This is a genomic window from Pantoea sp. QMID4, assembly GCF_030270445.1.
GTDB classification, from domain to species: domain Bacteria; phylum Pseudomonadota; class Gammaproteobacteria; order Enterobacterales; family Enterobacteriaceae; genus Pantoea; species Pantoea vagans.
Map to the genome: position 1 here is coordinate 285968 of NZ_BSXL01000006.1, position 22971 is coordinate 308938.

A 22971-nucleotide genomic window follows, 5' to 3' on the forward strand; every position below is an offset into this window, starting at 1 on the left:
AGCAGGCGGCAGCCTGAACTGCCCCCTCCGTCACTGCTGAAATGCATATACATTTCCTAAGTCTAGCAGCTTCGTCAGTTCATCCAGCGCGTCACGTCCCTCACGCAGCAATTGCGGGTCGACCAGGTCGGCCTGGGTCAGGCGATCGCGGTAGTGACGGTCAACCCAGTGATTCAGCGTATTGAAGAGTCTGTCGTTCATCAGCACCGCCGGATTGACTGCCTGCTGCTCCTGAGGCGTCAGCACCACCCGCAAACGCAGGCAGGCCGGGCCTCCCCCGTTATACATGCTTTCGCGCAGATCAAACACCTTCAGGGCTTTCAGTGGCGTGTCACCTTCGACCTGTTCGCACAGATAGCGCCAGACACCCGGATGCTGACGTGACTCTTCCGGCAGCACCAGCATCATGCTGCCGTCGGGACGGCTGAGCAGCTGGCTGTTAAACAGATAGGTCTCTACCGCCTCTTTTACCGAGACCCGATCTGCCGGTACTTCCAGTGCCACAAAGCCGGGCACGCGCGCCCGAAGCTGCGCCAGCAGTTCAGGCTGATTAACAAAGGCGTGCTGATGACAGAACAGCATCTGCTGGTTGCTGACCGCAATCACATCGTTATGAAATACGCCCTGATCGATCACGGCAGGATTCTGCTGCGCGAAAAGCACGCTTTCGGGTGAAAGCTGATGCAGACGGGCCACTGCCTCGCTGGCCTCACGGGTCTGCCGCGCCGGGTAACGTTGCGGAGCGTTGCCCTCATGGATGCTGTCGCGGCCATAGACAAACAGCTGCGCGCCGCGCTCTCCATAGCTCCCGCCGAGCCGGTTGTGGTTAGCCGCCCCTTCATCACCAAACATCGCCACCTGCGGCAACGCATCATGTACGGCAAAATGGCCGTCGTCGCGGAAGATGGAACGCAGCAGCCAGGCCGTTTCCGGCGCTTCCATTGCCCGATGGAATTTGTTGTTAAGATTTGCCACCGTCAGGTGAACCCGGCCATCCAGGCTGTCCGCGGACGGCGAAACCGTAGCGGCATTGGCGACCCACATCGCCGACGCGGAGCTGCAGGCGGAGAGTAATCCCGGCGCGGTTTTCCCGGCTGCCGCCAGCACCTGCTCATCGCTGCCGCTGAATCCGAGCTGGCGTAGCGCCGCAATATTGGGCCGCTCATGTGGCGGGATCACGCCCTGCACGTAGCCCATATCGGCCAGCGCTTTCATTTTCAGCAACCCCTGCTTTGCCGCCAGACGGGGATTCGAGGGCTGCAGCTGGTTACGGGTTGAGGCTTCGTTACCAAACGACAGCCCGGCATAGTGGTGGGTTAATCCCACCAGCCCATCAAAGTTGGCTTCTGTTGCCTTCATGATGTTTTCTCCGGCGCAGAAAAATCCAGGCCCGGCGACAGCGTGGCGGGCAGCGTCAGGTCCGGTGTCTCCAGTGAGGCCATCGGCCAGGCACAGTAATCCGCCGCATACCAGGCGCTGGCGCGATGGTTGCCCGACGCGCCAATGCCGCCAAACGGTGCCGTACTGGCTGCGCCCGTCAGCGGTTTGTTCCAGTTGACGATACCGGCGCGTGCTTCCAGCAGCAGTTGATCAAACTGCTGGCGTGAAGGCGAGATTAATCCGCACGACAGGCCGTAACGGGTCTGGTTCGCCAGCGTAATCGCCTCATCAAAGGTGTCATAGCGGACGACGCCCAGCAGCGGGCCAAAGACCTCTTCATCCGGGATGCCCTGCACACCGGTTAAATCGATAATGCCTGGCGTCAGTATGGCGCTGTGGCGATCCGGCCAGCGCATCGCCAGCAGCACTTCGCCACCCGCCGCCACCCGACGTTGCCACTCACCCATAATCTTCTCTGCCGCGCCGGTGGAGATCACGCTGCCCATAAAGGGTTGCGGCTCAGCATTCCAGGCGGCCGGTTGCAGTCGCCCCGTCACTTCAGCCAGCCGCTGCAGAAAGGCATCACCCACCTCGCCGCGTTTAACCAGCAGACGCCGGGCGCAGGTGCAACGCTGACCGGCGGTAATAAAGGCGGACTGCAACGTGATGTTGACGGCCGCATCCAGTTCAGCAGGGTCTTCTACAATCAGAGCGTTATTGCCGCCCATTTCCAGCGCCAGCATCTTCTCAGGCTGACCGGCAAACTGGCGATGCAGTTGATAGCCGGTGTGAGCGCTGCCGGTAAACAGCAGGCCATCAATCTGGCTACAGGTAGCCAGCGCCTGACCGGTTTCACGTCCACCCTGCAACAGCGCCAGTACGCCAGCTGGCAGGCCCGCCGCCAGCCAGATCTCAATCGTTTTTTCGGCGGTCAGCGGCGTCAGTTCACTGGGTTTAAAAACCACGCAGTTACCCGCCAGCAGCGCCGGCACGATATGCCCGTTTGGCAGATGACCGGGGAAGTTATAGGGACCAAATACCGCCAGTACCCCATGCGGACGATGGCGCAGCGAGCTTTCGCCTTCATGCTGCTCACCGGTGCGGCTATGGTACGCCTTCACCGAAAAGCCGATTTTATTGATCATCGCGCCGACTTCAGTCAGCGCTTCCCAGCGCGGCTTGCCGGTTTCACGGGCGATGGTTTCTGCCATTTCTGTTTTGTGCGCTTCAAGCCCGGCGGCAAATTTCTCTATGATCGCCTGCCGTTCCGCCAGCGGGCGTCTGGCCCAGGCCGGAAAGGCGGCGCGCGCCGCGTCACAGGCCGACGTGACCTGCGCGGCCGATGCAGCCTGGCCCTGCCATAGCGTCTCGCCGCTGACCGGATCCGCTTTCGTCAGGATCTCCGCGTCGCCGCTCAGCCATTCTCCCTCTATCAGGTGCGTCATGCTGTTTTCTCCTCTTTGAAGAGCGTCACCACGCGCAGGCTATCGCCCGGCTGGCAGTGGAGCGCCCGCATCTGTTCATCCGTGAGTTGCACGCTGTCGCTGTCGGCATGGGCCGGGATCAGCGCCACACGGAACTGGCGGTAATGGTTATTGGCAACCAGGCAAAGCGGCGCATCAGCCGGATTTTCGCCCGGTTCTGCGCTGCGCAGACGGCTTTTGCGTACGGCGCGAATGTGGTCGATATCGCACTCCAGCGTCGGGCCGCCATCAAAAATGTCGACATAATTGAGGTAGCGGAAGCCCTCCGCCTCCAGCACGGCACGGGCAGGAGCGGTTTGTGGATGCACCTGTCCGATGACGGCCTGCGCCTCTGGCGTCAGGTAGTCGATGTAGAGCGGATGCTTCGGCATCAGCTCCGCAATAAAGGACTTCTGGCCGGTGCCGCTAAGAAAATCGGCTTTGCTGAATTCCATTGAGAAGAAACGGCTGCCGACGCTCTCCCAGAACGGTGAATGGCCCTGCTCATCGCTGACGCCACGCATCTCAGCCACCACCCGATTGGTGAAGCGTTCACGGAAACTGGCCATAAACAGGAAGCGGGACTTCGACAGCAGATAGCCGTTTTTGCCGTCACGGTAGTCAGGATCGAGGAACAGCGTGCAGAGTTCACTGCTGCCGGTATGATCGTTACTCAGCGACAGCGTGGGCAGCGCAGCATAGACATTCAGCTCTTTCGACGCGTGCACCTGAGTGCCGACGCGAAAGTTGTACCAGGGATCCTGCAGGCCGACCGCTACCTCAATGGCGCAGATGCCCACGGCACGGTTATCTTTACTGTCAGCCAGCACAAAGACATAGCCCTGCTCAGCGCGTGGCAGTGAATCCTCCCAGGTCTGCAGCGATCGATCGATACGCGCCTGTAACGTGGCGCTATCAACGGGCAGCGAGGTCAGCCCGCCGCCGGTTTTACCGGCCAGCGCCATCAGCTGGCTTAAATCATCGCGTTCAACCGGACGGATTACCATCATGATGCGGACCCTCGAACCAGACGCTCACATACCTCAGCAAAGCGTGCCATGCCGAGCTTCACTTCCTGCTCACTGATATTCAGGGCGGGGGCAAAACGTACCACGTTAGCCCCGGCAATCAGCACCATCACGCCCATTTCAGCGGCGGCCAGATTGATCTCTTTGGCTTTACCGGCAAAGTCGTCACTGAGCACCGCGCCAATCAGCAGACCCAGACCACGCACCTCTTTAAACAGATGCAGGCGCTGATTGATCTCATCCAGGGCCGCGACAATCCACTCATGACGTTGCGTGACACCCGCCATCATGTCAGGCTGGTTAATCAGCTCCATCACTTTACCGGCAACCGCACCCGCCAGCGGATTGCCGCCATAGGTGGTGCCATGGGTACCGACGCCCATCACCAAGGCCAGATCGTCGCGGGTCAGCATCGCACCAATCGGGAAGCCGCCGCCCAGCGCTTTGGCACTGGTGAGGACATCCGGCGTGACGCCATAATGCATATAGGCGTAAAGCGAACCGGTACGGCCCACGCCGCTCTGCACTTCATCAAAAATCAGCACGGCCTGATGCTTATCACAGAGTTCACGCAGTCCACGCAGGAACGCCGGATCGGCAGGCAGCACGCCGCCCTCGCCCTGAATTGGTTCAACAATTACGGCGCAGGTATGGTCATTAATCATTTCAGCGGCTGCAGCCAGATCGTTAAACGGTGCATGCTGGATCTCAGGCGGCAACGGCGCAAAATCTTTTGAGTAGGCGGGCTGACCACCGGCTGAGACGGTAAACAGGGTGCGTCCGTGAAATGCATTCTTAAACGCCACGATGCCACTTTTATGCGGGCCAGCACGGTCATGCGCCACTTTGCGCGCCAGTTTCAGCGCTGCTTCGTTTGCTTCCGCGCCGGAGTTACAGAAGAACACCCGGTCTGCAAAGGTGGCGTCGATCAACTGCTTCGCCAGTCGCAGGATCGGTTCGTTGGTGTAGCCATTACCGGTGTGCCATAACCGTGCGGCCTGTTGCTGCAACGCCTGCTGTAACGCCGGATGCGCATGCCCTAACGCATTAACAGCGATGCCACCGGCAAAGTCGATGTAATCTTTACCGTTTTGATCCCAGACGGTAGAGCCTTCTGCGCGAACCGGTATAAAGGTCGCAGGTGCATAAACCGGCATCATCCATTGATCGAAATCGTGACGTGAAACGTGCAGTGCCATAACCCATTCTCCTGCTTTAGTTTACCGGCCAGGTAAAGCTTATGTTTTAAAATTGTTAAAGGATGTTGTAGTGCAGCCCTACTGTAGAGTGCAGTTAACGTGCCAGCCAGAGAATTAATGCATAAAATGGTCATCACGACGTAATATCAACGAGTTAGGAGCTAACGATATTCACTTTATTTGCATATATAGTGAATAGTTGTCTGATTGCAGCGGCAAAGCCGGGTTTTAAACAGCAGAATTATGCATCCGCGGGATGAAATATCGCTTTTGTGATCGCTGATAAACTATCTCTCCATAAAAACCCTTTTCCTGCCCTGTTTTAGCGCAGCTTGCCTCTCACTGGTGCAGCGATGGTCGCCGTATTTCGCCTGAACCAAGAGCGCTAATTAGCAAAAATTAACAAACTATTTTCATTTATCACGCCGGCCGGATTAATTTCCCCATCTATTATCGATTAATTAATGAACAATGTGATGACACTTTAATCAGTGTCACGCAGATTATTTCTGACGTGATTATCGGGCGGGAAATAATATTTCAGAAAAGATGAACAGATATTAATATGCAGACTAATGATTAGAAGTGAATCCTTGTGGAATTATCACTTTCATAAAAGTCACTATAATTAATGCAGGGAGTAATCTGATTTAATTTTATACAGTTAACTTATGCATTAAAGTGTGTTTTTTATAACTAATTTACTGATAATAAATCAATTTTACACTATTTCTCCTGAGTTTTTTATTAGAAGAAAATCTTATTACCCTGTCATTTAATCTTCTTTTCCCCGCTATTATTCATTAGTTGAATATAGACATCACATTTTGTTACTTTTATTGCGCTTTGTAATTTTAACTTTTTGTGTCATTTTCATTTCACCCCGCATCAGGGGAATAATAATTAATGAATACAGGGTAATAATTAAATGATGAAGCGCACTTTACTGACGGCTATTATGCCGTTACTGATCGGTCTTTCTTCCGCACAGGCCGCAGAAATTTATAACAAGGATGGCAATAAGCTGGACCTGGTCGGCAAGATTAACGTGTCACACCTCTTTTCTGACGACGATAACAACAACGGTGATACCTCTTCTTATGCCCGTTTTGGTTTTAAGGGCGAGACGAAGATTACCGATCAGCTCACCGGTTATGGCTTCTGGCAGTATCAGTACAGCCTTCACAACTCCGAAGGCAGTGACGCACAGGCCACCAACCGTACCCGTCTGGGCTATGCTGGCCTGAAATTTGGTAAGGCCGGTGCGCTGGATTACGGACGTAACTATGGCCTGGTCTATGACGCGCTGAGTTACACCGATATGCTGCCGTTCTTCGGCGGCGATTCAGGTTATACCGACGCCTTCCTCTCTGGCCGCTCAACTGGCGTGCTGACCTGGCGTAACAGTGATTTCTTTGGTCTGGTAGACGGGTTAAATCTTGCTGCACAGTATCAGGGTAAAAACGACCGCAGCAGTAACATCGACGGCGTGCGTCGTTCGAATGGCGATGGTTTTGCCCTCTCCGCATCTTATGACTTCGATTTCGGCCTGAGCTTCGCTGGCGCATTTGCCAGCCTGGATCGCACCACGTCGCAGAACGCTGCCGCACGCGGTGAAGGCGAAAAAGCCCAGCACTGGGCAACCTCAGTCAAATATGATGCGAACCAGGTTTATCTGGCCGCAATGTACGGCGAAACCCTGAACGCCACGCCGATCAGCGGTGGCTTTGCCAACAAAGCGCAAAACTTTGAAGCCGTGGCACAGTATCAGTTCCTGAACGGCTTCCGTCCATCCGTGGGTTACGTCTCATCGAAGGGTAAAGAGATTGAAAATATCGGCGATGCCGACATTGTTAAGTACACCGCCGTGGGTGCCACTTACTATTTCAACAAGAATATGTCGGTCTATGGTGAATACCGCATCAACCTGTTGAAAGATAACAACCCGCTCGGTCTGGCGACCGACGACATCACCGCGCTGGGTCTGATTTACCAGTTCTGATGAGACAACAGGCCCGGCGCTTCCTGCCGGGCCTGTTTACTGACTCACGCCAGCCATAATCCGTTCTCACGCCGGTTTTAGCCCAGCGCCCTGACTACGTTAACCGCCACGGCCTCTTCCTGCATCAGCTCTTCCACGTTGGCCGATGCCAGCAGCGTGGTTGCCTGCCCGGCAGGCACCGGACGGCTGAAAAGATACCCCTGACCATAATCACAGCCGCGTTTTCTCAGCCACCGCAGCGTAGCGACATCCTCGATGCCCTCTGCCGTAATAACCACATTCAGCCCCTGACAGAGCGCCAGCAGCGTTTCCACGACTTTACGCTGCTCCGACCCGGTCACAATTCCGGCAATAAACGTCTGATCAATTTTGATTTTGGTAATACCCAGCCCCAGCAATACGGAGAGATTGGAATAGCCAGTGCCGAAATCGTCCAGTACCACGCCGATACCGGCCTCTTTCAGCAGGCGGATCGCTTCGCGGGCATCATCAGAGATGGCCATGACGTTCTGTTCCGTGATCTCCAGTTCCAGCATGACCGGTCCGGCATGCTGCATGATGCGGGACAGACAGGTGGTTAGCGACGGTCTCAGCAACTGCTCCGGGGTAATGTTCAGCGACAGGCAGAGCCCGGCGGGCCATGCCCGTGTTGCACTGACCGCATCCTGCAGCAGCGCCACGGTCATGCTGTCCATCAGCCCCAGCCGTTCCACCACCGGCAGAAACTCGGCGGGTGAAACCGTCTGCCCCGACGCGGTGATCCAGCGTGCCAGTATTTCAAAGCCGGTAATGTTTCCGCTTCGCAGCGACACCAGTGGCTGCAGAAAGGGAACGATGGCGTGGCCGCTGACGGCAGCAACGACTTCCTGCTCCAGCCTTTCCCGCTGGCGAAAGCGCAACTCCATGTCTGGTGTGAACCGCGCCAGATGAGAACGCGTGTTCTGTTTAGCTTCGTACAGCGCCAGATCCGCCGCCCGTACCACATCGGCCTGCCCCGTGCAGGCTGAACTGGCAATGCCTGCGGAGAGACTGAGGAAGGTATGCGGGCCGGTCCGGATGGATGCCGCATGCTGACAGAGACTTTCAGCGGCGGCCAGCGCCTGCTCAGCCTGGGGCACCGCGGTTACGATAGCAAACTCATCCCCACCAATGCGAAACACCTGGCTCTGCGTGCCCGCTGAGGTGGTCAGCAGCCCGGCCAGCGCAACCAGCGTGGCGTCACCCTGGCGATGACCGTTCAGGTCATTGATACTCTTGAAATCATTGATGTCGAGCAGCGTCAGGGTGTAAGGCATCTCTCCGGTATTCAGCGCCGTAAGGTGTGAGGTGAATGACCGACGATTCATCACGCCGGTCAGCGCATCCGTGCCGGCCAGCCTGAGTGCATTTTTTTCTGCTCTCAGCGATTTGCGGATCAGATTCACGATAATCAGCGCCGGGATAATCATTGCCAGCCCGGCAAATGCAGTCGCAGTCAGGATAAACCGCACCCGCTCGCTGGTTTCGAAACCGGGATCGTAGCCCAGGCCCAGCAGGCTGGAAACCCGCGCCTCAAGCCCGAATTCCCACAGTATGGAGAGTAAAATGATGGTCGCAATATTCAGCACTGCGAGCCAGAAAAGTTTCAGGCGCATGCGTTCATTCCCGGTGATGGAGAGTGTCAGAGTGTTGTTTTAATTATCAGTAAAAATCCGGGGTGTATGTCTCATAGCCTGTCAGCTTAACTGCCGACGATCATCACCCCTCCGCTATTTCTGATCATAGAAATCACGCGTTCTCACCGCCTCGCGCCAGCACAACAGAAGACCTGCGCGGCGCGGCGCGTGCCGGTTACGTCATCAATATCGATGAGTGTTCTATCGGCAGCAACGGCCAGATTAACAGGCCAGTCCGGTTATATTTATGCATTATGACGGTTTCAACGGGTCATGTGACAGGAAGGCGGAACACCGCACAGTGCGTCAGGATACACCATGAAAGGGCGGTTAAATCATTCATTAACAATAGGTTGAATCGTCATCCGCTGACGTAAGTCGTTGCGCAAATTTGCGTGACGAAGCCTGGAAGCATGACACTTTTTTATTTATCACCGGCGGTCTGATTACATGGGAGACATTCCGGCAACGCATACTTTTATCGCACAAAACTAAATAGCACTCAATTTAGTTAAGTGCAACCCTACAGAACCCTCTCCGGCTGCCGATACCGGGTTACCCAACGAACGCTTCCGGAAGATCGATGAAAATCTCAACGCGCCTTAGCGCACGTTTTGGCCTGCTGATTTTGCTGTTTATTATTTGTGCCGGTACCGCGATTCAGGCGCTGAACAGCGCCCGTAATAGCATGGACGAGGTGGTCAATGTCCGGCTGAAAAAGTACCAGACCGTGCTGGATATGCGTGGCGGCGTGCGTGTTATGGCCATTGCGGTGCGTAACCTGGCCCTGATGACCGACCTGTTGCGATGAAGCCAGAATGGGAACGTCTGCTAAAACAGCGGGCGCTTTACATCAACAATCGTGAAGCGCTGTCGCGCATGATGCAGACTGATGCCGGCCCCGCGGGACGCGAGGCGATGAGCAGAATTGAATCTGCCGAAGAGGCCGCGCTAGCTACCCTGATGAACGCCGGGAAACTCGGGCTGGAAAACCGTCAGCAGGAGGTTACCGACTATCTGTTAACCGTAGCGCGTCCTGCGCAGCAGACTCTGCTTAACGCGATCAACGATCTGACTGAGCTTGAGATGCGCAACAGCCGGGATGCGGTGGTGGAAAACGGGAACGCTATCGCCCGCACCACCTGGATACTGATCATCCTGGCAGCGATCTCCGTGCTGGCTACGGTCGCTACCTGCGCGTTAATTGTGCGTATGCTGATGCGTCAGCTGGGCGGCGAACCTGTTCAGGTACAGACGCTGGCTGCCGCGATCGCGGCTGGCGATCTCACCTCCGTGGTTACGCTGCGACGTGGCGACAACACCAGTCTGCTTGCTTCGTTACGCGGTATGCAGACCAATCTGCGCGAGCTGGTAACGCAAATCAAGGATGCTTCCGCTTCAGTGGCGCTGGCGGCCGATGAGATTTCCCAGGGCAACAGTGAGTTCTCATCCCGTACCGAGCAGCAGGCTGCTGCGCTGCAGGAAGCCGCAGCCGGCATGGAGCAGCTTACTGCCACAGTAAAAAGCAATGCGGCGGGCGCGCATCAGACGGCGGGTTCAGCACGCGAGGCTGCCACACTGGCCCATGCAGGCGAAGCGGATGTTCAGCGCCTGTGAGAAACCATGCATGACATTTCACTGAGTGCCGTGCGGGTGCGTGACATTACGTCGGTGATTGAGGGCATCGCTTTCCAGACCAATATTCTGGCGCTTAACGCCGCAGTAGAAGCAGCACGTGCCGGGGAAGACGGTCGCGGATTTGCCGTGGTGGCGGGTGAAGTCCGCTCGCTGGCCCAGCGCAGCGCCACTGCGGCACGCGACATCAGGCAGCTGATTGAGCAGGCGGTCACGCAGGTCGAGGAAGGTGTCACGGTGGCCGCAGGAACGGGTGAGCGCATCCTGAAAATTGTCAGCCGCGTAGGTGAACTGGCCGATGCCATGGACCACCTTTCACTCTCCTCCGGTGAGCAGATGCAGGGCATTTCTCAGGTCAGCATTGCGATGAGTCAGATGGACGGCGTCACGCAGAATAACGCCGCGCTGGTAGAAGAGTCCTCTTCTGCGTCACAGTCCCTGCTGGCACGGGCGCGCGACCTGCGTGGCCTGGTCGGGACCTTCACCGTATGAACCCTCCCGGCGGACACTGTTTCGCCGATACGGCTGACCTTATCAGCCGTATCGGCGGGCTAAAACAGGATGCAGATATTCTGCTGCTGCAGCTCAGCGAAGGAGAGTAACTGAGCGTGGATACCTTCGCCAATAACTGGATACATCTGACCGGGCTTTAGAGCCGGATTCAGGCGCACCTGAGTGACCGCGCCCTGATGGATAAACGGGTGCGCACCGGCCTGCTACTGGCCGCTGACCTGCTGGCGGTGGGAAGAATGATTGCGGTCATGGATAACTTTCTGTGCTGCACAGGCATTACCCGATGACCGCGCAGCGCTGACAGTGTGCGGCATTTATTTCTGCGTTAAAGACTGAAAAATTGCGGCGAATCTTAGCCGTATTGCCCCTGGCGCACGTTGTGTTCCAGGCGCTACGCCCGGTTATGTTGACTTCAATTTAATTTGATTCAATACTGAGCCACCTTTCACCCGGAGGCGCAGCCAGCGGCTTTTCCTCTCGCCGCGAAAGCGCCTGAAAGTTGGGTGTCTGACACCCGACAAGAGATGCTGCCGCAGTCCGCATCTTCCCGATACACGCTTAGCAAGACTTCAGGGCTGACAAGCCGCCGGTGGTCTGGCTCTCCTGCCCCGGACTCAGAATGAGTAAAGATATGAATGATGAAACCGCGGGGATCGCTGATACATCTCCCGCCAGTGCAGCGCCTGAAACCATCGACCAGTTTCTCTGCTTTGCGCTCTACTCCGCATCGCTCGCCATGACAAAGCTCTATCAGTCGCGGCTGAAACCGCTGGGGCTGACCTATCCGCAGTATCTGGTACTGCTGGTGCTGTGGGAAAAAGATGGCCTGACCGTCTCCGATATTGGCGCACGCGTCCGGCTGGATTCCGGCACGCTCAGTCAGCTTCTGAAGCGGCTGGAGAGCGCAGGCATCATCTGTCGCCAGCGTGACACCGGGAAGGATGAGCGCCGGGTTGTGGTCTCCCTGACGGAACAGGGTCACCAGCTCAAAGTCGCGGCGGCGGGCGTCCCGGCCGATATGATCTCCGTAATGGATACCGCCTGCAGTGAGCTTGGTGAACTGACGACCCAGGTTGCCACGCTGCGGGAAAAACTGCTTAAGGCCCTGCCATGATGCTGGCTTTTGATAAACGTGCGGGCAGTCTGAATCACCGACGCGTTGCCCGTTCAGATGCTTTTCAGCGGAATTGCTGCCCCGGAGTTTCTTTTGAGTACCGATAAATCCGCGGATATGGATGATGTCCATGCCGTGGTAGGACAGGCTGTTTCCAGCCTGCTGAAGTCAGGCAAGACGGCAGGCATACAGGAAATCATTGCGTTCCTGAAACAACAGGAAGCGCGATCAGTCAACGGTCAGAGAGAAGTCTATGCCAGAGCCGTTCGTGTCGTGACGAAACTAGTTAACTGACCCTGCCAGGCTGAGCGGCGCTGATCAGATAATCGTCACAACCGCCGTTCCTTATTCTCCTGTTCGTATAAACGCCGGACCTGGCCCAATGAATCTCTGTTCTTCAGGGCCACGCATTCACCGGCCCTGTTTATCCGGCCGGTTCAGACGTCGTTATTCGCTATGCGCCACCCGGGCAACGTCTCTGACGGCGCTTTCTACCCGCTCTGAATCTTTCTGAATGCTGGCTATCACTTCCCCTGCCTCACGCATCAGCAGTACCCCCTGACCGGTGTTCGCCAGCGAAGTTTCAATTCCCCGCAGCACCTCTCTGGCCAGTTGATTATTCCCTGCTACCACCCGCTCAATCTCCTCGGTCGCACTGCTGACGCTGGCCGCCAGGCTGCGGACTTCTGCCGCGACGACGGCAAAGCTGCGGCCCGACGTGCCTGCCCGCGCCGCTTCAATAGCGGCGTTCAGTGCAATAAGGCGTGTCTGCATGGCAAAGCGCCGGATGGTTTCAACCATGCCATCAATGCTGTCAGACTGGCTGTTCAGACGCGTCACATCTGCCGACACCACGCTCATCTCTTCAGCAATCCGGCTGATCATCTGAATGCTGCTGTCGATAACATCCGCGCCCGCCTGTGCACTTCCCCGCGTCTGGATAGCCATGTTCCAGGCATTTAACGCCGCGTCATATTCCTGCTGATTACGAAGTACCTGTTCCGTCACATCGGTGGCGAACTTAACAATTTTAGTAAGCTGTCCATCGCTGTTGAATACCGGATTGTAAGTGGCCCTGAGCCAGAGCGGTTCGCCACGCCGGTTAAGGCGGGGAAACTGGCCCGAAAAGAACTCGCCCTGATTCAGCCTCAACCAGAACTGCCGGTACTCCTCACTCTGAGAGAGCGCATCTGAACAGAAAAGCCGGTGATGCTTTCCTATGACTTCGGCAGCCTGATAACCGGTAGCCTCAAGGAAGTTATCATTTGCCTCCAGCACGTGGCCATCAGGGCTAAAGGCGATGACGGCCATGGAACGGCTGATTGCATTGATGAGCGACGCCTGCTCCAGTGATGACTGCATTCTCTCTGAAATATCAGCGGCTATTTTCACGATCCTGAATACCCGTCCGCGCCGGTCAGTCACCGGAATATAGCTCGCCTCCAGCCAGACTGGCCGCATGCCGTTAGCCAGCCGCAGATATTTATCACTGAAGCTTTCACCTGCCGCCAGCCTCTGCCAGAAACGGCGATATTCTGGCGAGTTCACCAGCGTGGGCGGACAGAACATGCTGTGGTGCTGACCGACAATTTCGTCCGCCCGGTATCCCATGGCCGCCAGAAATAGCGGGCTGGCTCTCTGAATAATGCCTTCAGGCGTGAACTCAATCACGGGCATAGCGCGCCCCAGCGATCGGAATGACGCGGCGGCGTGCAGGCCACGCTGACGGAGAAAAGAAGGAACAAGATATTTCAGTAAACTCAGGCGCATCAGCAGTACCAGTAAGCGGTGGAATTGCTCCTGTTATCGGCATTTTGCCGGCGTACCTTACGCATCGCTGCAATAGTTTCGGCTGATGATTGCAACATGATGTTACTACTGACACATAAGCCTGACGGACCCATCAGCACGACCCTGTGATAAATTCGGCCGGACGTACCCTGCACCGCGCCGGCCGGATCTACCCGACAGAGCGCCGTGCTGGCAGGTGTCCGCTAGAGCGCCGTGCCGGTGGGTGCCATTAAATCGTAACGATCGTTTTGCGGGGATGCGTCCATGGCCATCGGCGGCTCAATTTTCAGGGTGATCCAGTTAGAGGTGACACGCTGCTGCTTGCTGTCCTCCAGCGTCACCGACAGCCGGTATTCGTTGCTGGCGTCTGGCGACGGGTCCCACTGCGGTAAGATCACACTCCAGCCCTGCGGATCGGCGTTATTGGCCGGTGGCGTCAGGCTCAGCGCCTGCGTGTCACCCTGCCAGCTCACTGCCTTGATGTCATTGCTGGCCCGCACCTGCAGCTTCAGCGGCAGACTCTCGCCACTGCTTAACTGCCAGGGGGGTGTCGCCAGGAACACCGACAGCGTTTTGCGCTGACGGAATGAGAGCACCGGCGTATCGCTGCGCGTCACGGTATCGTAACGGCTGCCGCGCAGGGAGCGCGCTTCCGCGACGTTACCGGCATCAAGCTGACGGCTCAGCGCTACGCCAAATCGGTAGTTCAGTTTCAGACCGAGTTGATCCTGGCTTTCACCGGCACTGCTGGCTTTGTGGGTGGCAGACAGCGTCACCAGCGGCACCGGCGTGTAAGAGAGGCCAAACGACATGGCGGAGGGATTGTGGTAGCGGTTGCCGCTGTTAAACAGATCGACATTCTCCCCCAGATATTGCTGATAGCTCACCGAGACGCCCAGTTGACGATAAAAAGGCAGATAGCTCTGGCTGGTGATGTCATAGCCGCGCGCCATGCGCTGCTGCTGCGAATCGCCCAGATTTTTCCAGCCAGAAAGCGGCTGATAGTAGTTGGCAGAGAAACGCATCGAATCACTCCAGGCTTCAGTTCCCACCGAGGCGCGCTGCAGGCCGCTGCTGAAGACGTGATCGACAAAGCCGTTGTAGCCCAGCAGCCAGTTACCGGCGTCCCAGCGTTGTCCCAGTCCCGCATTGCCGACCAGACCCTCACCGGTATCATGCAGGCCAAGCTGGCTGAAGGTAAGCAGGCTGTTCTCGTCGGCCAGTGTGCTGAAGAGATCGCCGCCCGTGCCGGCAAAGTTGCCGTTCATGTCGACTTTCAGATCGAGCTGCGCGGTACCATAAGGGGAAAGCAGTGACTGCCCTTCGCTCTCAACCCGGTCGGCCACTTCATCGCGCAGATGATTGAATGCCCAGACGCCCGCCTGCTGGCCAAACGTAACATTGCTGTCGCTGTTGTTACTCGCTTCACCGATGCTTTTCGCCACCGCTGCCAGCTTTTTGCTCCACGCTTCATTCTCGTCGCGGGTGCTGCCAAGCGTTGGCAGCGACTCACTGTAGCGCGCAGGATTGTCGAACGGCGTTTCTGACACTGCCGTTTCAGTCTGAAACGCGCGGGCACTCTGCATGGCAGAGAGCGACAGCGCAATCAAAGAGAGAACCCCTGTTTTAGGTATCATGTCACCCGGCACGTTAATTAATTTGTTGCTGCGATAAAGTCAAATTCATTGACCATTACCTTAACATATTGTGACGGGGATTCAGGACAGCAAAGGCATTTTGTGCATATAACAGAAAAGTCTGGCATACAAAAGACCTGCTATGCAGCAGGCCAGCGTCATCTCAGGCGTCATCAGGAGAAGATTAAGCCGCCATCCACGTTAATGGTCTGTCCGGTGATATAGCGCGCATCCTCTGAAGCCAGAAACGCCACCAGCCCGGCGACATCCTGCGGCTGACCGGCACGCTTCAGCGGAATGTTTTTCACCCACTCCGCCATCAGCTCACCTTTGCCGTAGGTTTTCTCCTCGCTGCTGAGGATCTCGCCCCAGACGCGATCGTTGTAATCCCACATCTCACTCTCAATGATGCCGGGACAGAAGGCGTTGACCGTAATGTTCCACGGTGCCAGCTCCAGCGCCAGACTCTGGGTAATGCCGATGACCCCCATTTTGCTGGCGGCATAGTGGGGCGTGTAAATAAAGCCCTGTCGTCCCTGCCCCGATGAGGTGTTAATCAGACTGCCGCAGCTCTGCTTCACCATATATTTCGCCGCTTCACGACAGCAGAGCCAGACGGCAGTGGTGTTCACGGCCAGAATCCGCTCAAAGTCGCTTTTCGGCATGGTGTCGAAGCGGTCAATGGTAATCGCGCCCGCATTCTGAATCGAGACGTCAATCTGACCAAAGCGTTCAAAGGCCTGCTGATAGAGCTGCTGCACAGCCTCTTCATCCGTAACGTCGACCTGCAGCGCCAGAGTCTCACTGCCATACTGCTGCGAAAGCTGGTCAGCTGTGGCAAAGACCCGATCGGTATTTGACACCATCACCAGCCTGGCCCCATCACGGGCGAAACGCGCCGCGATCCCGGCACCGATGCCGCGACAGGCACCGGTAATCACCACTGTTTTTCCACGTTGTTCGCGGCTCATAATTGCTCCTGTTAACTGTGACGGATATCAGTGAGAGGCACCGCCTGCTGCTTTTTTTCATGGCGACGCAGCAGCACCACTTTGCTTTGCAGACGTTGCTGGAACTGGTCGATCACGACGGCGGTGACAATCACCAGACCTTTAATCACCATCTGCCAGAAATCGCTGACGCCCATCATCACCATGCCATCCGCCAGGAAGACGATAACGAACGCGCCAATTATCGAGCCGGACACCCGCCCACGCCCGCCCGCCAGCGCCGTACCGCCCAGCACCGTGGCCCCGATGGCGTCCATCTCAAACATGTTGCCGGTCATCGGATGCGCGGTCTGCAACTGAGACGCCACCACCAGCCCGACCAGACCGGCGCAGAGGCCGGAAAAAGCGTAAACAAAAATTTTCACTTTGATCATCGGCACGCCCGCCAGCCGCGCGGCGGACTCATTGCCGCCAATGGCGTAGATGTAACGGCCCAGTGGGGTTTTGCGCGTCAGGTAGAGGCCGAGCAGTAAGAAGCCGAGCATCAGCCAGATTGGCAGATAAACGCCCAGCACAGTACCGGAACCCAGCAGGGCAAAACCGGTGTTGCCCAGCGCGGGCATCCCGACCAGATTGGCGTAGGTGCCGCCGTCGTTGAATAGCAGTGCCGCACCGCGCGCCACATACATCATGCCCAGGGTACAGATAAAGGGGGCCACGCCCAGTCGGGTGATCACCGTACCGTTAATCAGCCCGACCAGCACACCAAAGATCGCCACCACCAGAATCACTTCCGGCACGTTGAGAAACAGCGTATTGCCCCCCCATAACGGAATGCCACTGGTCAGTAGCGCACCCGCCACCATGCCGCAAATCCCGGCGACCGCGCCTACCGAGAGATCAATACCGCCGGTGAGGATCACCAGCGTCATCCCTATCGCCAGCAACCCGGTAATGGCGACGTGCTGCGTCATAATCAGCAGGTTAGAGGGGGTCAGAAAGTTCGGCACCATCACGCTGAAGAAGCCGACCACAATCAGCAACGCAATAAAGGTGCGCGCCTTGAGCAGGTACATATAGAGCAGATATTTTTGGTTCATGACATTCTCCGGCCAGCTTAGCCCAATGGGCCAGGCGCTTAATCCTGCGGGGTTGATGCCGCGATCAGATGTTCTCTCGTTGCCGCTGCGCGGGGCAGATCGGCCGTTATCCGGCCATCGGCCATCACTAAAATGCGGTCCGCCAGCGCCATCACCTCATCCAGCTCGGACGACGAAAACATCACGGCCAGCCCCTGTTGCGCCAGATTGCCAATCAGGTGATAAACGTCGGTTTTGGCACCGACATCGATGCCGCGCGTCGGCTCATCCAGCAATACCACCTGCGGCCCGGTCATCAGCGCCTTACCCAGCACCACCTTCTGCTGATTACCGCCACTTAGCGCCGTGACCGGCAGATCGGGATCGCTGACTTTAATCGCCAGATGGCCGATCATCTCACTGACCCGCTGCTGCTCCCGGCCCGGATTCAGCAGCCCCAGCGCCCGACGAAAACCGCGCAGGCTGAAGTCAGAAAGCGTCATGTTGGCAGTAACCGACATCAGTTCAATCACCCCTTCGCCTTTACGATCTTCGGGCACCAGCGCGATGCCGCTTTTCAGCCGCTGCTGAAAACTGCGTTTCGCCAGATCCTTACCGGACAGCCGGACCCGGCCCGACTGACAGGGCATCAGGCCAATCAGCCCCTTAAACAGCTCGGTACGCCCCGCGCCCAGCAGTCCATAAATGCCGATCACCTCACCTTTACGCAGGCTGAAACTGACCTCATTCAGCTTGTAGCCGCCGTTCTGATGCAGCGCGGTCAGCCCCTCAACCTCCAGCACCGTTTCCCCTTGTGGCGCAGGCTGATAGTCGAACTGTTTTTTCTTATCGCCCACCATCTGGGCGATAATCCACGGCACGCTGACGTCGCGTACCTCGCGCTCACTGATAAAGCGCCCATCGCGAAAAATGGTGATGTGATCGCCTATCTCCATCAGCTCTTCCAGCCGGTGTGAGATATAGATAATGGTGACGCCGCGCCGCTTTAGCTGGTCGATGACATTGAACAGCACTTTCACTTCCGACTGGCTCAGGGCGCTGGTGGGTTCATCCATGATCAACACCCGGGTATCCTTCGACAGCGCCCTGGCAATCTCCACCAGCTGCTGATGACCGATGCCCAGTTCGCCCAGCGGCGCATAGGGATCGACATCGAGCTGTAGCCGCTGCAGTAGCGACTTCGCCAGCGCGTACTGATACTTTTCATTGATGACGCCGCGCTGGAAAAACTCGTTGGCGATAAAAATGTTGTCCATCACGTTCATGTTGGGAAACAGATTCAGCTCCTGAAAAATGATGCTGATCCCCTGCTTCTCCGCCTGATGGGTGGAGTTCAGCGACACCACCTGGCCATCCAGCAGGATCTTGCCCGACGACGGCGTTTCTACCCCGGCCAGCATCTTCATCATGGTGGATTTGCCGGCCCCGTTCTCTCCAATCAGCACATTCACTTTGTTGCGATATACGCGATAGCTGACCTGATCGAGCGCGATCACGCCGGGATAGAGACGCGACACGTTGCGCGTTTCGATAATCACGTCGCCGGACGGTTGCGGATTTTGCATCTGCCGCTCCTTATTGCCGGGTGATGGCAGCCGGGGTGATATCCGGCAGCTGTTGCGGAATGTCCCAGCTGCTGAATACGCCGCTGACCCTCACTTTGTCGCCAACCTTCGGTGCGAAGTGCTGCATCAGGGTTGAGGCATGCTGGTTGATCGCCTTGCCGTAATCACCAAACAGCACCTGATCGTTGAAGTCCTGATAACTCGCGCCTTTATAGACATCACGTAGCGCCGTGCCACGAATGATTGGCCCGATCTGAATAGTGACACTGTCACCCAATTCATCCTTCACGGTCATTTTTCCGCTACGCGAAGTGGTATTGACAGCGGTTACCTCGCCACGCACGGAGACGCTGAAGACGCAGGGATTCTCAGCCTGACTGCGATAGCCATAGGTCTGACAGGCGCTGTCAAAGTCTTTGGCAGACTGGAGCGACGTCATCAGCGTCGCCAGCGGTTTAGCCTCGGCCTGAATCTGCGGCACCAGCTTCTGCTGCCACAACTGGTCGATGTCGGCCATCTTCGGATTGGGGGGATTCTTCAGGTCAGCCAGCTCCTGCTGCGAGACAATTTTGCAGCCGCCTGACAGCATGACCACCAGCGTCAGCCAGACTCTTCGGGACATTTTCTTCTCCCTGGCGCCCGCTTTCGCAGGCGCGGCAGCGGTTAATTACGACTTGTAGTTAAAGTCCTGGACGCCTTTGGCGTTTTCCGGGGTAATCAGAATGCCGCGGAACATCACCCGCTGTTTTTCCGGCTTCACGCCTTTTTGAATGAAGTTATCGAGATCGGTCACGCCTTCAGCGGCGATCGCCTGTGCCTGCAACATCACCGTGGCTTTCAGTGTGCCCGCTTTTACTGCATCGCGTTCGTCGTTGCTGCCATCAATCCCCACTACGATCACATCGTTGCGACCGGCGGCTTTAAGCGCCGCAATGGCACCCAGCGCAACCGGGCCGTTACCGCAGATTACGCCTTTCACATCCGGATGCGCCTGCAGGATGCTGTCCATAATGCGCTTGCCGTCGATCAGAGTACCTTTGGCATCCTGACGCGCCACGCTCTGCATATCGGGGTACTGATCCAGCACCTGATGGAACGATTTTGAGCGGGTCACACAGTTATTGTCGGCCAGGTTACAGGCGAGTTCGGCGTATTTGCCCTTTTCACCCATCTTCTCGACAAAGACGTTGGCCACATCTGAACCCGCCTGGAAGTTGTTGTGGGTGATCTGCGCCAGCGCCACATCATCCACCGGGATTTCACGGTTGATCAGCACCACCGGAATGCCGGCATCTTTGGCTTTTTTGATCGCCGCCACGCTGGCGGTGGAGTCGGCGTTATCCAGCACGATGCCCTGCACTTTCTTACCGATAGCGGCGTCGATCAGTTCGCTCTGCTTCTTCACATCTTCGCCGTGCGACAGCACCGTGGTTTTGTACCCCAGCGCCTGCGCTTTGAGGCTGGCGCCTTTGGCCTCAGAGGCGTAGTAAGGATTATCGAGTGAGTTAACCAGAATCATAATGGTGCCTTTTTCGGCGGCCAACGCCGCCTGAGAAACCAGACAGGCAGCCACGGCAGTGCACAGCAGGGTACGCTTTTTCATGATGTTCTCTCTTATCGTTATGGCAGGGTATGAAGTCCCGGGTGTTGGGTTGGCCTTACCAGATGGTGAAGCCACCATCGATCATCAGATCTGCGCCGGTAATCATGTCGCTGCCGTTGCTGGCGAAGAACAGCACGGCGGCGGCGATTTCATCGGTATAGGCAAAGCGACCGAGCGGGATCAGCTTTTTCATCTGCTCGCCTTTCTCGCCGCGCCAGGCTTTCTCGCCCATCGGCGTCAGTACTACGGTAGGCGACAGGGTATTTACGTTGATGCGATGCGGAGCAAACTCTTTGGCCATCACTTTGGTCATGCCCAGCAGGCCCGCTTTGGCGGAGGTATAGGCGACATGGTTGTCGATCGCGATAGACGCCGCCTGGGAGGCGATATTAATAATCTTGCCGCCCGCACCGGCACGGATCATCAGCCGTGCGGCCGCCTGCGAGCAGAGGAAAGGTCCGGTAAGATTTACCGCGATCTGCTTCTGCCATTCGGCAAAATCGGTCTCAATCACGGGCTGCAGCATCACGTAGCCTGCGCAGTTGACCAGGATATCGATACGGCCATAGTGGGCAACCACCGCGTCAAACGCCTCTTCCACCGACGCGGGATCGGTGACGTCACAGCAGATAAACTGCACCCGATCGGCCGCGAAGTCCGCCTGCAGACTGGCAACTTTCTCCGCTTCAAACGGCGGATAGAGCAGTGCCAGACGCGCCCCCTTCTCCAGCAGCATGCCATTGGTCGCCATCGCGATACCGCCCAGCCCGCCGGTCACCACCGCCACCTTACCGGCCAGGTTCATTGCGGTATCCACGCCGTAGCGCAGGTTTACGTCATATTCACCACTCATCCCACTCTTCCCTCATATTTTTGCTGATGCCGCTGACTCAATCATTTTCGAACAAAAATATAATCTATCGAAAAGAAATGATATGTGGGGCAGATCAAATTTCGACCATCTGCCGTTCAAAGCCGTTTATCTGATTGAAAAGACGTGATCTGGCTTCCAGTCCCGAAATAAAGCCTGCTGACTGCAATCGGGAAACCATGAGAGATTCATTAACCTGCGGATTATTTAGTTTTCGTTCGAAAACAAAAGGCAATCCAGGTCATCTCGCATTCATAAAAATGGCGCGTTAAACTCAGCCACAGAGACTTTGTTCGCCCGAGCCATCAGGTTACTGGAAAAGGGAGCATTTCGATTGAAAAGCAAAAGTGAGCAGTTCGCTGACATGCAGCAACGCCGCGAGAAAATTCTGGAGATGATCCGTGAAGATGGTACGGTCACGGTCAAAGCGCTGACCGAGACCTTTGGACTGACTGAAGCCACATTACGCAGCGACCTGCGCATGCTGCAAAAACAAGGGTTTGTGCAGCGCTACCACGGTGGCGCAACGCTGATGACGGGCAAGCAGAATACCGGCGCGATGCTGCTGGAGCGGCAGACCCATCTGGAAGAGAAAGAGGCGATTGGCCGACTTGCGGCGCAGCATATCGAAAATGGCGACACGGTGATTTTCGATTCCGGTACCACCACCACCGCGATTACCGACGCTATCAGCCATATCCGCCGTTTGTCCGTGGTGACCACGGCGGTGAACATCGCGCTGAAACTGGGCGGCGAGCCGGGGATTAATATCCTGCTGACCGGCGGCACCTTTAAGTTCCCGACGCTCTCCACCTCGGGCGAGAAGGCGGCCAGCTTTTTCGAAAATGTGCTGGCCGAAAAACTCTTTCTGGCAACCGCCTGCATCTCACCGCGTCTGGGCCTGAGCTTCCCCAGCGAAACGGACATCAAGGTCAAACTGGCGATGATCAAATCTGCCAGTACGGTCTACGTGGTGGCGGACTCCAGTAAAATCGACAAGGTGTCGATGTTCGCGCTGCCCTGTGACTGGAGCAACCTCCACTACCTGATCACCGACAGCGGCATCAGCACCGCGCAGGTTAAAGCGTTTGAAGCTTTAGGCGTGAAAGTGCTGGTGGCCCCGCTGCCGCTGAAGCGGGCGATGTAATTGAACATGCGTACCGAAGTGCCGTGAGTGATTCCAGAACACTGAGAAACGAGAATGTCAGGCGCAGGAAAGCGCGGGCATTGCAGCAAACCCGCACCTTGCCAGCCGTGCAGGAATGGCCTGCCTGAAGAGCACAGTATGCGAGCCAGGGATGGCGAGCCCAGTCCGCAGGGATGCGGGATTCCTTTGCGATCAGGCCGGCTTTTCCTGCACGACGCACCATACTTCCTGCACGACACACCGGCTCTTCAAACCCTTCCTGCCTTCTCACCCAGTCCTGCCTGCACCTGATTCCAGACCCGCTCCCGCAAAACGCCG

At 56.8% G+C, this 22971-nt stretch carries 17 protein-coding genes and 1 pseudogene; 5 read left to right on the top strand and 13 right to left on the bottom strand.

Annotation, left to right across the window (positions count from 1 at the left end; genetic code table 11):
- Positions 1 to 30: 30 nt before the first annotated feature.
- Genes astB through QSK07_RS15530 form a run of 4 tightly spaced genes read right to left on the bottom strand, consistent with a single transcriptional unit; the run spans position 31 to position 5070 of the window.
- Positions 31 to 1359 (bottom strand): N-succinylarginine dihydrolase, encoded by a 1329-nt coding sequence (astB, locus tag QSK07_RS15515; RefSeq protein WP_285721893.1) that lies wholly within the window; start codon positions 1357 to 1359, stop codon positions 31 to 33.
- Positions 1356 to 2825 carry a succinylglutamate-semialdehyde dehydrogenase gene (gene astD, locus QSK07_RS15520; RefSeq protein ID WP_285721894.1) on the bottom strand — a complete coding sequence of 490 codons (1470 nt, stop codon included), beginning with the start codon at positions 2823 to 2825 and terminating at the stop codon, positions 1356 to 1358. The genes astB and astD overlap by 4 nt, the downstream gene beginning before the upstream one ends.
- Positions 2822 to 3853 (bottom strand): arginine N-succinyltransferase, encoded by a 1032-nt coding sequence (astA, locus tag QSK07_RS15525; protein WP_098050773.1) that lies wholly within the window; start codon positions 3851 to 3853, stop codon positions 2822 to 2824. The genes astD and astA overlap by 4 nt, the downstream gene beginning before the upstream one ends.
- Entirely contained in the window at positions 3850 to 5070 is a 1221-nt protein-coding gene (locus QSK07_RS15530) for an aspartate aminotransferase family protein (RefSeq protein WP_285721895.1), read from the bottom strand. The genes astA and QSK07_RS15530 overlap by 4 nt, the downstream gene beginning before the upstream one ends.
- Positions 5071 to 5998: 928 nt before the next feature.
- Between QSK07_RS15530 and QSK07_RS15535 the strand changes: the two genes are divergently transcribed.
- A complete protein-coding gene (locus QSK07_RS15535) occupies positions 5999 to 7072 on the top strand; it encodes a porin (protein WP_285721896.1) in 1074 nt (357 codons plus the stop codon).
- A gap of 77 nt (positions 7073 to 7149) precedes the next feature.
- Here QSK07_RS15535 and QSK07_RS15540 read toward each other — a convergent pair whose 3' ends face one another.
- Positions 7150 to 8706, bottom strand: coding sequence for a putative bifunctional diguanylate cyclase/phosphodiesterase (locus tag QSK07_RS15540; RefSeq protein WP_285721897.1), 1557 nt, complete (start codon positions 8704 to 8706; stop codon positions 7150 to 7152).
- Between the two features lie 604 nt (positions 8707 to 9310).
- Here QSK07_RS15540 and QSK07_RS15545 point away from each other — a divergent pair.
- From QSK07_RS15545 to QSK07_RS15555, 3 genes and pseudogenes are all read left to right on the top strand, one after another.
- Positions 9311 to 10854 (top strand): annotated as a pseudogene (locus QSK07_RS15545) (methyl-accepting chemotaxis protein).
- A 640-nt stretch (positions 10855 to 11494) separates the two neighbouring features.
- Positions 11495 to 11989 carry a MarR family winged helix-turn-helix transcriptional regulator gene (locus QSK07_RS15550; RefSeq protein WP_013357655.1) on the top strand — a complete coding sequence of 165 codons (495 nt, stop codon included), beginning with the start codon at positions 11495 to 11497 and terminating at the stop codon, positions 11987 to 11989.
- A 93-nt stretch (positions 11990 to 12082) separates the two neighbouring features.
- The gene (locus tag QSK07_RS15555; RefSeq protein WP_275219569.1) at positions 12083 to 12283 is read left to right on the top strand and encodes a hypothetical protein; all 201 of its coding nucleotides are present in this window, start codon (positions 12083 to 12085) and stop codon (positions 12281 to 12283) included.
- Positions 12284 to 12436: 153 nt separating this feature from the next.
- Here QSK07_RS15555 and QSK07_RS15560 read toward each other — a convergent pair whose 3' ends face one another.
- The 8 genes from QSK07_RS15560 to QSK07_RS15595 form a co-directional block, all read right to left on the bottom strand.
- The gene (locus tag QSK07_RS15560; RefSeq protein WP_285721898.1) at positions 12437 to 13759 is read right to left on the bottom strand and encodes a methyl-accepting chemotaxis protein; all 1323 of its coding nucleotides are present in this window, start codon (positions 13757 to 13759) and stop codon (positions 12437 to 12439) included.
- Positions 13760 to 13983: 224 nt separating this feature from the next.
- Positions 13984 to 15417, bottom strand: coding sequence for a YchO/YchP family invasin (locus QSK07_RS15565; protein ID WP_285721899.1), 1434 nt, complete (start codon positions 15415 to 15417; stop codon positions 13984 to 13986).
- Between the two features lie 173 nt (positions 15418 to 15590).
- Positions 15591 to 16388 carry an SDR family oxidoreductase gene (locus tag QSK07_RS15570; protein ID WP_285721900.1) on the bottom strand — a complete coding sequence of 266 codons (798 nt, stop codon included), beginning with the start codon at positions 16386 to 16388 and terminating at the stop codon, positions 15591 to 15593.
- Between the two features lie 11 nt (positions 16389 to 16399).
- Positions 16400 to 17467 (bottom strand): ABC transporter permease, encoded by a 1068-nt coding sequence (locus tag QSK07_RS15575; protein WP_098050780.1) that lies wholly within the window; start codon positions 17465 to 17467, stop codon positions 16400 to 16402.
- Positions 17468 to 17505: 38 nt separating this feature from the next.
- The gene (locus QSK07_RS15580) at positions 17506 to 19032 is read right to left on the bottom strand and encodes a sugar ABC transporter ATP-binding protein (protein WP_285721901.1); all 1527 of its coding nucleotides are present in this window, start codon (positions 19030 to 19032) and stop codon (positions 17506 to 17508) included.
- A gap of 10 nt (positions 19033 to 19042) precedes the next feature.
- Entirely contained in the window at positions 19043 to 19654 is a 612-nt protein-coding gene (locus tag QSK07_RS15585; protein WP_285721902.1) for a DUF2291 family protein, read from the bottom strand.
- 45 nt (positions 19655 to 19699) lie between these two features.
- Positions 19700 to 20635 (bottom strand): D-ribose ABC transporter substrate-binding protein, encoded by a 936-nt coding sequence (locus QSK07_RS15590; protein ID WP_275219575.1) that lies wholly within the window; start codon positions 20633 to 20635, stop codon positions 19700 to 19702.
- 55 nt (positions 20636 to 20690) lie between these two features.
- The gene (locus tag QSK07_RS15595) at positions 20691 to 21488 is read right to left on the bottom strand and encodes a GolD/DthD family dehydrogenase (protein ID WP_275219576.1); all 798 of its coding nucleotides are present in this window, start codon (positions 21486 to 21488) and stop codon (positions 20691 to 20693) included.
- 352 nt (positions 21489 to 21840) lie between these two features.
- Here QSK07_RS15595 and QSK07_RS15600 point away from each other — a divergent pair, with 352 nt between their 5' ends.
- Positions 21841 to 22653, top strand: coding sequence for a DeoR/GlpR family DNA-binding transcription regulator (locus tag QSK07_RS15600; RefSeq protein ID WP_285721903.1), 813 nt, complete (start codon positions 21841 to 21843; stop codon positions 22651 to 22653).
- Positions 22654 to 22971 lie beyond the last annotated feature (318 nt).

What these genes read in the sequence shown, in the direction of transcription:
- astB (WP_285721893.1), bottom strand. Translation starts at nt 1,359, where the DNA reads ATGAAGGCAACAGAAGCCAACTTTGATGGGCTGGTGGGATTAACCCAC.
- astD (WP_285721894.1), bottom strand. Translation starts at nt 2,825, where the DNA reads ATGACGCACCTGATAGAGGGAGAATGGCTGAGCGGCGACGCGGAGATC.
- astA (WP_098050773.1), bottom strand. Translation starts at nt 3,853, where the DNA reads ATGATGGTAATCCGTCCGGTTGAACGCGATGATTTAAGCCAGCTGATG.
- QSK07_RS15530 (WP_285721895.1), bottom strand. Translation starts at nt 5,070, where the DNA reads ATGGCACTGCACGTTTCACGTCACGATTTCGATCAATGGATGATGCCG.
- QSK07_RS15535 (WP_285721896.1), top strand. Translation starts at nt 5,999, where the DNA reads ATGATGAAGCGCACTTTACTGACGGCTATTATGCCGTTACTGATCGGT.
- QSK07_RS15540 (WP_285721897.1), bottom strand. Translation starts at nt 8,706, where the DNA reads ATGCGCCTGAAACTTTTCTGGCTCGCAGTGCTGAATATTGCGACCATC.
- QSK07_RS15550 (WP_013357655.1), top strand. Translation starts at nt 11,495, where the DNA reads ATGAGTAAAGATATGAATGATGAAACCGCGGGGATCGCTGATACATCT.
- QSK07_RS15560 (WP_285721898.1), bottom strand. Translation starts at nt 13,759, where the DNA reads ATGCGCCTGAGTTTACTGAAATATCTTGTTCCTTCTTTTCTCCGTCAG.
- QSK07_RS15565 (WP_285721899.1), bottom strand. Translation starts at nt 15,417, where the DNA reads ATGATACCTAAAACAGGGGTTCTCTCTTTGATTGCGCTGTCGCTCTCT.
- QSK07_RS15570 (WP_285721900.1), bottom strand. Translation starts at nt 16,388, where the DNA reads ATGAGCCGCGAACAACGTGGAAAAACAGTGGTGATTACCGGTGCCTGT.
- QSK07_RS15575 (WP_098050780.1), bottom strand. Translation starts at nt 17,467, where the DNA reads ATGAACCAAAAATATCTGCTCTATATGTACCTGCTCAAGGCGCGCACC.
- QSK07_RS15580 (WP_285721901.1), bottom strand. Translation starts at nt 19,032, where the DNA reads ATGCAAAATCCGCAACCGTCCGGCGACGTGATTATCGAAACGCGCAAC.
- QSK07_RS15585 (WP_285721902.1), bottom strand. Translation starts at nt 19,654, where the DNA reads ATGTCCCGAAGAGTCTGGCTGACGCTGGTGGTCATGCTGTCAGGCGGC.
- QSK07_RS15590 (WP_275219575.1), bottom strand. Translation starts at nt 20,635, where the DNA reads ATGAAAAAGCGTACCCTGCTGTGCACTGCCGTGGCTGCCTGTCTGGTT.
- QSK07_RS15595 (WP_275219576.1), bottom strand. Translation starts at nt 21,488, where the DNA reads ATGAGTGGTGAATATGACGTAAACCTGCGCTACGGCGTGGATACCGCA.